This window comes from Prevotella sp. HMSC073D09 (assembly GCF_001814145.1).
Lineage (GTDB): Bacteria > Bacteroidota > Bacteroidia > Bacteroidales > Bacteroidaceae > Prevotella > Prevotella conceptionensis.
Window position 1 is genome coordinate 47,527 of sequence record NZ_KV815149.1, and the last position, 11,570, is coordinate 59,096.

The following is an 11,570-nucleotide window of genomic DNA, read 5'->3' on the forward strand; positions in this document are numbered from 1 at the left end:
GCGAAAATATAGGCCATAAAGTAGGTAAATCGCCACTATTCCTAGCCTTTTACTCCATCCAACATGTTCGTTTTTAAGAAAAAGACCTGCATTTTGCACCATTTAGCCTTTCTAGTTGGTTGCCAACTCGTAGTTTTTCAATCCCCAATTACCTGCTTTTAGCCCCTAAAACTCCACTTTTTAATGGATATTTTGCCCCTTTTGAGCCATGTTTTAGTGGTTAGAAACGGTTTTGTATATACTATTTCAGCTTATATTTATGCTTATCGTCTTGCATTTAGCAGCATTTTGCACTGCGTTTAGCACCAAAATACCTTGCATTTAGCACCAAAACGCACTCCATTTAGCACCAAAATGCCTTGCGTTTAGCACCAAAACACACTCCATTTAGCACCAAAATGCACTATGTTTAGCAACAAATAGCCCAAAATCTGATGCCAAGTGCGGTTTTATGCAATGTGTATTCATTTTGATTGCATTTATCACTAACCCCTTTTTGTATCAGAACCAACCTTCGCGAGAATCGATTTTTTGCGGTCGGGTGGGCGTTTGGTGGATAACGAGGGCACTCATAATGTTAAAATTATTGCTGAAAAGAAGACAAAATCTAATTGACGAGAGAACGAGAATAGAAGTTGACAAGGGAACGAGTTGACGAGAGGATGAGTTGATGAGAGAATAAGTAGATGAGAGGACGAGTTGATGGGAGAACGAGTTGACGGGAGAACAAGTTGATGAGAGAACAAGTAGATGAGAGAACAAGTAGATGAGAGGACGAGTTGACGGGGCGAATTGATGGGAGGACGAGTTAGAATATTGAGAGGTGAATCCATTTTTTCACCTTTTCACCCTTTCACCTTTTCACCCTTTCACCTTTTACCCCGAAGTGGTACGGAGAAATCCTAGTTACCTGCTTTGCGTTAAGAAAACAAGCGGGCCATACACCCTCCCCGTTACTGGCATTATGCCATTGCAGGGAGTTTGTATGGCCCACATACGTTTTTTGTTTGCCTTGTTGTGTTCTGCGTATATTTTAGTTAGATTTTGGGTTTTGTTCCAATACGCCGTTATAAGCGTTGATGGCCGATTGTGGAATGAAGTAAATTACTCGGTAGTCGGTGGCAGAAACATCTTGCATGGGTTGATGCGGCCCAGGGAAACGGCGTGTAAGGGTATCGCCGTTGCGGAACACATCGTAGCTGCGTTCGGCTTGGAAAGCCAGTTCCAACTGTCGTTCCTTGTCTACTAAGGCTTTGGCCGTGGTAGCGTTAAATTGGGCGGCCGTGTAGCTTCCGCCAACGATGGCACGTTCGCGAATGGTGTTAACATCGGCCATTGCCTTGGCGATGTTGCCCAACTTAACGTTCGCCTCTGCACGATTGAGATACATTTCGTCAAGGCGCGACACGATGGGTGAGTACAATTGGTTTTCTTTACCACCCTGCCGAGAACACTTAACCACATAGAACATGGGGTAAACGCGATTGAGTTTCATTTCATAGTCGAGCACGCCACGATAGGTTTGCCCGTCGTAATTGATGGAGTAGAGGCGTTGCGTTGCGTCTATGGGTGTCAGGGGGATGAGATTTTTCCTCTTCATCCCAGACGAATCGCATACCAATTTTCCATCAGGTTGGCGCAAATAAGGCAGCTGCACATAGTTGAAGTTTACCTGAGTGCCATTTGCATCGTACACGTTTTTGATGAAACGGAACATTGGCGTGAACTTAGTTGTATCGTTCTTAACATATTGCGGCTCGATAAACTGGGCACGAATGTCGGTGTATTTCTTGTTGAACCAATCGTTCTGTCCTGTTTCGTTGAGCAAATCGAGATACTTGGCAGAGGCATACATCTCACCCCAACCCATGCCACCGATGTTAGAGTACATGCCTCCGATGGTGTAATGGTAAAGGTCGTCGGGGAATTCAGAGTCTACCCGCTTCACCACGAATATGTTTTCGGTGTTGTTTTCTGGTTCTAGCGTATTGCTCTTTCCATAGTCGTCGCGACTTAGCAACTTAAACTTGCCAGAGTCGATAACCTTTGTTGCATATTCAACACTCTTCTGTGCGTAAGTGGTGTTGGGCGTTTCGTAAGTGCCGCTCATATAGAGGTAAATTCTGCTAAGCATGGCCCAAGCAGCCTCTTTCGAGGCGAAGATACACTTCTCGCCTTCGTGTAACTCTTGTGTCATCAACGTTGCTGCCTTCTCCAAGTCGTTAATGGCCTGCTCGTAGGTTTCTTTTACGGTAGAGCGTTTGGGCAGAATGGCGTTGGCTGGGTCGGCAGGCGTACCGTTTACGATGGGCAGTCCCAAGTTGGTTTCGGGGCTTTGAGCGTATGGTCTGCCATAGGCGCGACAGAGATAGAAGTAAATCATGCCGCGCAGATAATAGCATTCGCCCAACTGCGTATCGGTAACGGCATTCTTTCCCTCGGGTATTGCCTTGATGATGTTCGATGCTTGGGCAATCACCTTATAGCTATAGTCCCAGAAGTTTTGCAGTCGGTAGTTGTTGGGTGTGCGCGAATATGAGATAAACTCGTAGAAGGCATCGGTGGAGGTTCCGCGAATCATCATGTTGTCGCCAGCATACTCGCCACAACGATACATGGGATCTGACCACGTTTTGAGGTATCCGTAGCAGCCGTTAAGCAGGTAAGGGAAACTCTCTTCTATGTTCTTGTTTATCGCTTCTTCGTCCATCATGTATTCGGGACGGCGCTCTACGCTGCACGAAACCAATGCGATAGCTGCCAATAGCAGTATATATATCTTTTTCATAGGGCTGTATATTTTTTAGAATGTTACGTTAACGCCGAGCATAAACTTGCGTACAGAAGGATAAACACCTGCGCCCGTAGAGATGGCGAGTGCGGTGGAGCGTTCGCCAGAGGCGTCTCTGCCATTGTCGGCAGCGGGCAATTCGGGGTCTACGCCCGAGTAGTCTGTGATGCAGAACAGGTTTTCGCCGCTGACGTAAACGCGCAAAGCCTTTACGATTTGGCTTTTAAGGTAGAAGTTGTAGCCCAAAGTTATGGAGCGTAGCTTTAAGAAATCGGCACTTTCCAGATAACGTGTAGAGGCTTTGTTGGAGTTGGTCGGATTGTTATAGCTTGCCCGTGGGTGTGTGGCTATGTCGCCTTTTCTTTGCCATCTGTTCCTTCCCTTTTGCAAGCGGAATTGGTTTCGGTCGGTATAGGCACCATCCGAGTCGTACTCTTGGCGCGAGTAGTTATAGATGTATGCGCCTAAGGAGTAGCCGAACACGGCGTTGAGGTCGAAACCTTTGTAAGTAAGTGTTGTAGAGAAACTGCCGAAAACACTGGGCGTAGCACGCTTGTCGAGCGCCACTTGGTCGGCCTCGGCATAGTTTTTTGTAACAACGCGGTTGCCGTTGGCATCGGTAGTGAACCATTGTGGTGCACCTGTTTCCGGGTCGACACCTGCCCATTCGCGTAGGTAATAGGTGTCGGCACTCAGTCCTGGACGCAGCAACGTGTTGGTGGAGCCTGCAATGCCGTCGTCTTCTATTATTTGGTCTCTGCCGCTATACAGTTTCTTTATCTTGTTAGAATTGGTAGATAGGTTGGCGTCGAAGGTCCAAGTAAGGTCTTTGTTCTTGATGATGTCGGCCGAAAGCGTTGTTTCGAACCCCGTGTTGGTTAGTTCGCCAATGTTCTGCCAGATGCTAGTAACGCCCATAACGCCCGAAATGGGTACGGCGAAGAGCAGGTTGCTGGTGCGCTTGTGGTAGAAGTCGAAGGTCATGCGCAAGCGATGGAACATGTTCAGGTCTAGTCCCAAGCCTGTGGTGTAGCTCTTTTCCCATGTTAGTTTTTTGTTTGCTAACTGCGAAATCACTGCCCCTGGCACTCCGTTGTAGCTTGCACGCAGGCTGTATAGTCCGTATTGGGGATAGAGGCTGTTAGGACGGCTACCCACAGAGCCATACGATGCGCGTACCTTTAAATAGTCTACGTGTGGCACTTTGAACCATTCTTCGGCCGTGGCAACCCATCCACCGCTCACAGAGAAGAACGTTCCGTAGGCTGCATCCGCGCCAAAGTTGCTTGCGCCATCGGTTCTGAGCGACAGCTGCAGCAGGTATTTGTCGGCATAGTCGGTGTTGAGGTTGGCGAAGAACGACTGAACGGCCCACTCGTACTTGTTGCCCTTAACCGATTTGGGGGTGGAGGTGACGTCTAATTGGGCGTAACCAGGCACCAATCCTTGGCCGTCGCCGCTGTGGAAACGATATTCGCCATCGTTAAATTCGTAGCCTAGCATTAAGAAACCGTGGTATTTGCCGAAGTTGCGAGTGGCTTTAAGCAGTTGGTTGGTATAGCGGCGGGTGTTCGTGCTTGTGCTTTCGCTTACGCGCCCTTCATCCTTTGCGCCCGAAGTGCGTGGGTCTACGTAGCTTTTGTCGAGGTGCGAGGCCCAACGATAGCTGTTGACCGACGAGAATGTGAGCCAGTCGGTGAGGTACAGGTCGAAGTCGAAATTGCCATTAAAGGAGTAAGAGTCGTATTTGCTCCAGTTGTATTGCAGTTCGTATAGATAGTTTGTCGAGTTGCTGTTCACCCACGACGATGAGTAGTTGCCTATGATTTTGCCGTTGGCATCGTAAGGGCTATCCCAAGGCAACATGGAGTACATGGCGTTGATGGAGCGTTGACGGTCGTCGATTGCTCCCTTGCTGCCATTTATTGCAGGGCGAATGGCAATCCAAGAATAAGGACGGAAGTTCAGTTTCACCATCGTGTTGTAACGTGTGTAGTCGTATCCGCGTACGGCTCCGTTTTCCTTATACACGCCACCTGTGAACACAGCACTGAGCTTTTCGCCGCCGCTGTTGATGGTGAGGTCGTAGTTTTGTACGTTACCGGTGTGTGTGGCTAGTTTCCACCAATCGAAGTTGCTTTCGCGGAGTTTCTCGTTCCAACGTGCGAAACTAAGTTCAGCCGCGTTGCTGAATGATTTGTAATAGTCGTACAACTCGGCTCCGTTCATCATCTTCACGTTTCCGTTGTTTAGGGTGGATATGCCTGCCTTGGCCGAAAAGCTGATGCTTGTTTTGCCGGTTTGGGTTCCTTTGGTGGTAACAACGATGACGCCGTTGGCTCCTTGCGAGCCATATATGGCTGTTGAGGCGGCATCTTTCAGTACGGTAAGTGTCTCGATGTCGTTGGGGTTGATGTCTCCTGGGTCTTTGCCCACGATAACACCGTCGATAACCCATAACGGAGCAGTGCTGCCGTTGATGGTAGATTTACCGCGAACGATGATGGCGCCGAATGAACCAGGCTTGCCCGAACCAGGCATAACATTCAGTCCAGGCACCTTTCCTGTAAGCATGTTGGTTACGTTGGCGGTGGTTACGTTGGTTAGTTCCTTACTGCCTATGCTCTGCATAGAACCGGTAAGGCTGTTGCGCTTTTGGGTGTTGTAGCCCACCACTACCGTTTCGTTTAGCATGGTGGCCGTAGAGGTCATGCTCACGGTAAGGTTGTTGGTGGCTCGCACTTGCATTTTCTCGTAGCCCAGCGATGTAACTACAAGTTGATCGCCTGGCTTGGCATCAATGGTAAACTCGCCATCTAGGTTTGTTACAGCTACTTTTTTCGTGCCGTTAACCGTGATGTAGGCTCCTGTTAGTGGCTCGCCCGTTTGCGAATCAATTACTTTTCCTTTGATTGTGGAGGTTTCTGTCTGCGCAGTTGCTGTGTTGTTGGCGTATGCTCTGTGTGTGGCAAATGGGCAGCACAACAGAGGCAATGCTAGTAACAGCATCCTCCCAAGGTTCGTTTTTCTCATTGTCTTCACGCTTTTAAAGGTTTTGTTATTGTTAAGAGTATTTTGTAGTAGTGTTAAGAGTATGGCTTTGTGTGCCGTAGAATGTTAGATGGGTGCAAATTTATAGCATTTTTTTTAATCTACACTAGTTTTGTTTTATTTAACACAAAGGGGCGTGTGCTTTCTTGTTTCGTTGCGAACAGGGTAACTTAAAAACAGAACCGTTAAGGCGACAGAATGAATGTGGGTAGAGGTTGGGTGGTGATGAATATGCCGTAAGCCATGTACTACTAAACAAGTTAGGTTTACCCAGTGACAGAAAAATAGGGTTACTCCCTTTTGTTAATTGTGGTTTGCGTAATTATGCAATGGTCTTAGCTTTGTTTTTTCCTAATGCTATTTAGTAGATTGGTGATAAAACATTGGTAATATTACTTCTTTCTGCGTATATTTGCATTAATATACTACTTAAAGTTTATGGGATGGAATAAGTTTTTAGCTACCCTGGCAATGTTAATTGTAAGTAATGCTGCATTTGCAGAGCGCGAACAAAGCTTTTTTATAGAATTATTTGGGGCCTCTACCTCGTTAGGGATTCATTATGATTCGCGTTTCAGTGATAACACTCGGTGAGGAGGAAGAATAGGAATTGCTTACACCTATTCTCGCTCACAAGATTTCTTTGAGTCAGCTCCAGAGAGAACTCGTGGATGGAGTTTCCCCATAGCTGTAAATTATCTTATAGGCAATGGTAGGCATCATGGAGAAATTGGCATTGGGATAAGCTATGGACTTTACAGCTGTATGTATCACGACAAAGCGGGAAGAGAAGTTCAATATGATACGTCTGGTTCTTTTGGCTTTTTAGATTTGGGCTATCGTTATCAATCGGAGAAGGGAATTATGGTGCGAGTAGGGCTTAGTCCAGGCGTAGCTTTGAAAGCGTATGACGAATCAGGGCTAAAAAATAAAGTGTTAATCGTGCGGCTGTATTCTATCCGTATGTAGGCGTTGGATATAATTTTTAATGAAATAGAAAACGTACGAGAGCGAAAGAGATACTTATTGGCAGCTTTTCTAGGATTGTCTGTGTGTGCTTGTAGTGCTGAGGATATTGCTGTATGGGTGGAAAAACATCATAAAGGTGTAGCCTAAAATGATTATCTCTTGGTTTCTAGAAGGCACACTTCTCTATTTTAAGCAATTGAAAATGCCACATGTTTTAGGACATGTGGCATTTTATTTATTTTCTTTTAGCCTTGTTGTTAAGCCTTGGTTTGCTATTTGTGTGTTTGCAAGCCAACTAACTAGCCAATGGCTTAGAATCTATATCCTACGGTGAACAGCATCTGGTGGCGTTTGTTGCTAACAGATACGGCAGAGGCTTCGTTTGTTAGGGGCTTTTTGGTAGTTGGGTCTACTGTTGTCAATCCGTTGGTGAAGGGATAGAACTCTCCATCGGTTGTGCTGTATTGATAAGCTAGGTCGGCCGACCATTGTTTGCCGATGAAACCCACGCCGAGAGTCATGCGGTTGGTGCTCTTCCAATTGGTGTAGTCGGCAGCCGAACTGTAATACGAACCTTCCGAGTTGAGTGTGCCGTCTTTAAAGGCATCTTTTTTGTAGGCGGGCGATACGTAATTGTAGCCAGCACGTACAGCAACCTGCGGCAGCACCTTATATTCCATGCCCAACTTCAACGTGGCAACGCCGTTAAGCGTTCGTTTGGCATGGTTGTTCATCACCTTATCGCTGGCCGATGTTTCGTGCGTATAGCCATAATAGTCTTGGTATTCGCCATCAATATAGCGGTTGTCCATCGTTGCATAGTCGGCATAGCTAACCGATGCACCCAATGCTAAGAAGTTACCAACGGTGTGGCCTAAGCTAGCTCCGAAGGTCCAAGGTGTGAAAAGCTTAAAGTTGTAGCTCTCGGTGGAGCGCCCATTGCTGTATCTGCCTTGGTTTTCTCCTTCGTTTAATATGGTGGTGTAGTTCTCCGTCTTTAAGTCGTACCATGTAGGCGAGTTAATGGAAACACCAATACGGAAGGGCGAGCCTTCTATGGGGCGGAAGATTGCGCCTGCACTAAGGTCGAACCCCGTTCCTGTAACCTTTCGTTCGTCGGCTATGGTTGCTGTTCCTATATATTTATCAGACTTGTTTACGAGGCTTTCAACATATTCGGAATAGCCCTTGTAATTAACGGTGCGCAGGCCAAGTGTAAGTCCTAGGTACACGCGTTCGTTGACATTGCCGCTGATGTTGAAGTCGTAGTTGCCGATATAACCATGTTGCGAACGATTAAAGTCGTAGCCGTTGGCTGCATCGTACATAGCGTCCCCTGGTTTAGCGGGTATTAAACGTGAGTTCCAATACAGATAGTCTAGTTGGCCATAGTTTCGAGACACGTCGAAGTTTTTGGGATTACTTTCTGCATAGCCGATATACACATCATTATGCTTTGGATCTTGCCTTATATTGTAGCCTCCATTGTACAGCGAGCCGCGCAAGCCTTTAAGGTAAGCTTGTTTGCCCAACGAAGCATCGCTTAGCTTGCCGGCCGCGCTAAGGAAGTAATTGAAGTTGGTTCCCTTGCTGAAATTGAAGGCGAAGTTAACGAACGAACGTTCGCCCATGCGCATTGAACGGTAGAAACCTACTTGGTCGAAACTCATTTTTGTGGCTGAATGCCCTAGGCGGGCGTTGGCGTCGCCTTGCGATATGAATCCGAACGAGAGGTTTACGCCCGATTTACGGTACAAACCGATGCCGGCGGGGTTGGTTCGGATGGTAGAGAGGTCGGCTCCTAATGCCTCCATTGCACCACCCATGCCTACATATCTAGCTGTTCCGTTGAGGTCGTTGCCTAGTAAGCGGCTATTCTCGTAGGTTTCTTGGGCCATTGCTGGCAGGGCAAGCAAGGCCGAGCATATCATTAAATATCTTGTGTTCATAAATACTTCTTTTATCGTTTCTCTAAAAGTGCGTTTTCTCGGCATGACAATGTTCGAACAAGTTCGGCATTGTTCATTTGGCTTAACGAAAAACGTTCTGTTCTCTTTCACTGCATGTTATCTGCAAACTGACTTACCGTCTGCCGCCGAAGGTTACTCCCCCTGAGGATGAACCGCCGCCAGAGCTGCCGCCACCAAACGAACCGCCACCCCTCGACGAACCTCCACCGCCGAACGAACCACCACGCGAACCACTGTCGTAACTGCGAGTGGGCGGGTTGTAGTTGCGGTTGTTGTCGTACGAACGGGTGTTATAGAAGTCGCCGTTGCTGCTGCGTTCGTAGCTGTTGCCATAGCTGCGGCCCGACGAGCGAGTGTTGTCGTTGTATTGGTAACGATAGTCGGTGCGGTCTCTTGCTGCTCGCGAACTCATGCTGCCATGATTACGCGTGCCTGTTACGCCGCCATAAGAGTAGTAGCCCGGCGAATAATAATAGCCGCCATAATTGTAGTAGGGGCTGTAATATCCATAGTATGGGCCGTAGTAGCCGCCATAATAGTAGGGCGAACGCCAACCATAGCCGTAATAGGGATAAGCCCAATCGTTATACCAATAAGAATAATAACCGCGCCAACGGGGGCCATAACCGTAGTAGAATGGGTCGTACCAATCCCAATCCCAACGTGAGTAGCCGTAGTAAGGCGAGTAAGCATAGTAGCCGAAGAACCACGGATCGTAGAAACGGCTAACGCGACGGCTATAATAATAGTCGTCGTCATCGTAATAGTCGCGTCTGTCTCGCCAGTCTCGTCGCGAACGGTCGCGGTCCGAAGACATGGCGCTAACGTCTTCTTCAACGATGACGTTGCCTAGCGAGTCACGCCTGATTTTTTGGTAGCTGCTGCCGTTTCGGTTGCGCCGGTTGTACTCGTCTACATTCCTGTTCGACCCCGAATAATATACATCGGCATCGCGTTCCCCCTTGTCTTGATATTCTTTGTTAATCCTGTCTGATTTTTTAGGTACGAAATACACATCGTCTGTTTGGGCCATTGCCGTGAATGTCCCCAGTGTCAAGCCGATTGCCAATAATCCTAATCTTTTCATGTCAATGTTCCTTTCTGCCAAAGGCAAGTTGTTACGTTGCAAATTTACTAATGATAGTTATGCAAATATAAGGATTTTCCCTAACTAAAAGGGGGATTTTCCCTATTTTTTTAGTATTTTTGCGAGGCACGTCCGACTAGTCGGGCTAGTCGGACTGGTCGGACTGGTCGGAAAAGTCCGAAAGGTCAGACCGGTCGGACAAGTCGGATTAGGAGGCTTGTTTGACATTACTTAAAGATAAAAGCACATCTATATATGGAATATCTCAAAGCAGTCTTCACGCTGAACGTGGCGGCAGAAGACATGGATGCAGCCAAAGACCTGCTTGCCGACCTTGCTGCGGCGGCTGGTTTCGAGGCTTTTGAAGAAACGGATGATAAGTTGGTGGGTTATGTTCAGCCGCAGTTGTTAGACAAGGGGGCATTGGATGAGGCTATCGCCGACTTTCCCATTGCCTCGGCAAGCATTGCCTACGAAATGGTTGAGGCCGAAAATCGCAACTGGAACGAGGAGTGGGAGGCCAACGGTTTTGAACCTATATGTATTGATGGGCGTTGCATGATATACGATGCGCGACATTATTCGCAGGCCGACTTGCCTGTGGGGTTTGACCTGCAAGTGGCCATCGAACCGCGACAGGCCTTTGGAACGGGCGCACACGAAACCACTCGGATGGTTGTTGCCCAACTGCTGAGTATGCCTTTGAAAGGCAAACGCATACTAGACTGCGGCTGCGGAACGGGCATCTTGGGCATTGTGGCTGCTAAATTGGGGGCAGATAGGGTGTTGGGATACGATGTTGATGAGTGGAGTGTGGACAACAGTCTGCACAATGCCGACCTGAACGGTGTGCAAAACATGGCTGTGCGCAAGGGCGACGCCACGACATTGAACGCCGGCGACGGACTGTTTGACGTGGTTGTGGCCAACATCAACCGCAATATTCTTTTGGCCGACATGCCCCGTTGGGTGCAAATGATGGCGCAAGGGGGAAGGATTGTGTTCAGCGGATTTTACCAAACGGACATACCGATGCTTGTTGAGGCGGCTGCCGACTTGGGGTTGAGGCTCATTTCGGAGCGCGAACAGGAAAATTGGGCGTGTTTAACGTTCTGTAAAGAATAACTAAGCGCTACGGTTAAGGGCCGAACAAAGGCACGATGCCTGGCGTGTGGGCATTGTGTAGACGTGGCGTTTGGCGTTATTTCATCAAGTCTTTCATGAAACTATCAAGGTCTTCATCAAGGTTTTGGAGCAGCTCTCCCGTGATGATACTTGTGTCGTCGTCAACGAGATGTAGTTCTGCCACATGGTTCTTCTCGTCATCTTCAAGTACAAAACTGAATGGCCTGAGAATGCCCATCTGTTCTACCACGTTGTTCAGCTTTCGTAAGCAGCTTTGCAGAATGTGTGTAACGCTGTGGTAAAAGTGTTCGTCCTTGCTTTCAATCCACTGCTCTACCACGCAACGAGTTATCTCCCTGTCGTCGTCGTCGAAAGCAAGCAGCTCGCCTGAGTCTTGCGAAACCCTGATGTGGATGTCGGTGAGTACGGTGTCGTTTTCTTGGTTAGGAAACTTTTGCGCTATCTTGTTGATGGCGCGTTCCACCTGCATGATGGTTTGTTCCGTAGCTTTCATAATGCAAATTGTTTTAATGGTATTGCAAAGATAGTAAAAAACCGCAAAGGCAAGCGTGTTTGT

The 11,570-nt window shown here is 47.8% G+C and carries 7 protein-coding genes; 2 read left to right on the plus strand and 5 right to left on the minus strand.

The window, feature by feature from the left end; genetic code table 11:
* Window positions 1-1,033: 1,033 nt before the first annotated feature.
* Together HMPREF2955_RS14290 and HMPREF2955_RS14295 are read right to left on the minus strand one after the other, a co-directional pair.
* Window positions 1,034-2,788: a RagB/SusD family nutrient uptake outer membrane protein gene (locus HMPREF2955_RS14290; RefSeq protein ID WP_070724062.1), complete on the minus strand. Its 1,755-nt coding sequence runs from the start codon at window positions 2,786-2,788 to the stop codon at window positions 1,034-1,036.
* Between the two features lie 15 nt (window positions 2,789-2,803).
* Window positions 2,804-5,833, minus strand: a complete 3,030-nt coding sequence (locus HMPREF2955_RS14295; RefSeq protein ID WP_070724063.1) for a SusC/RagA family TonB-linked outer membrane protein — start codon at window positions 5,831-5,833, stop codon at window positions 2,804-2,806.
* Window positions 5,834-6,607: 774 nt separating this feature from the next.
* On the opposite strand from HMPREF2955_RS14295, the gene HMPREF2955_RS16990 reads away from it, so the two are divergent.
* Window positions 6,608-6,811 (plus strand): hypothetical protein, encoded by a 204-nt coding sequence (locus tag HMPREF2955_RS16990; RefSeq protein WP_246830172.1) that lies wholly within the window; start codon window positions 6,608-6,610, stop codon window positions 6,809-6,811.
* 311 nt (window positions 6,812-7,122) lie between these two features.
* Here the strand turns inward: HMPREF2955_RS16990 and HMPREF2955_RS14305 are convergent, their stop codons facing one another.
* Entirely contained in the window at window positions 7,123-8,742 is a 1,620-nt protein-coding gene (locus HMPREF2955_RS14305; RefSeq protein ID WP_019188588.1) for a hypothetical protein, read from the minus strand.
* Between the two features lie 151 nt (window positions 8,743-8,893).
* Entirely contained in the window at window positions 8,894-9,868 is a 975-nt protein-coding gene (locus HMPREF2955_RS14310) for a heterogeneous nuclear ribonucleoprotein A2 (protein WP_070724095.1), read from the minus strand.
* A gap of 255 nt (window positions 9,869-10,123) precedes the next feature.
* Between HMPREF2955_RS14310 and prmA the strand changes: the two genes are divergently transcribed.
* The gene (gene prmA / locus HMPREF2955_RS14315; RefSeq protein ID WP_070724064.1) at window positions 10,124-10,993 is read left to right on the plus strand and encodes a 50S ribosomal protein L11 methyltransferase; all 870 of its coding nucleotides are present in this window, start codon (window positions 10,124-10,126) and stop codon (window positions 10,991-10,993) included.
* A gap of 76 nt (window positions 10,994-11,069) precedes the next feature.
* On the opposite strand, the gene HMPREF2955_RS14320 is transcribed toward prmA, so the two are convergent.
* Window positions 11,070-11,507 carry a hypothetical protein gene (locus HMPREF2955_RS14320; protein WP_070724065.1) on the minus strand — a complete coding sequence of 146 codons (438 nt, stop codon included), beginning with the start codon at window positions 11,505-11,507 and terminating at the stop codon, window positions 11,070-11,072.
* Window positions 11,508-11,570: the final 63 nt, after the last annotated feature.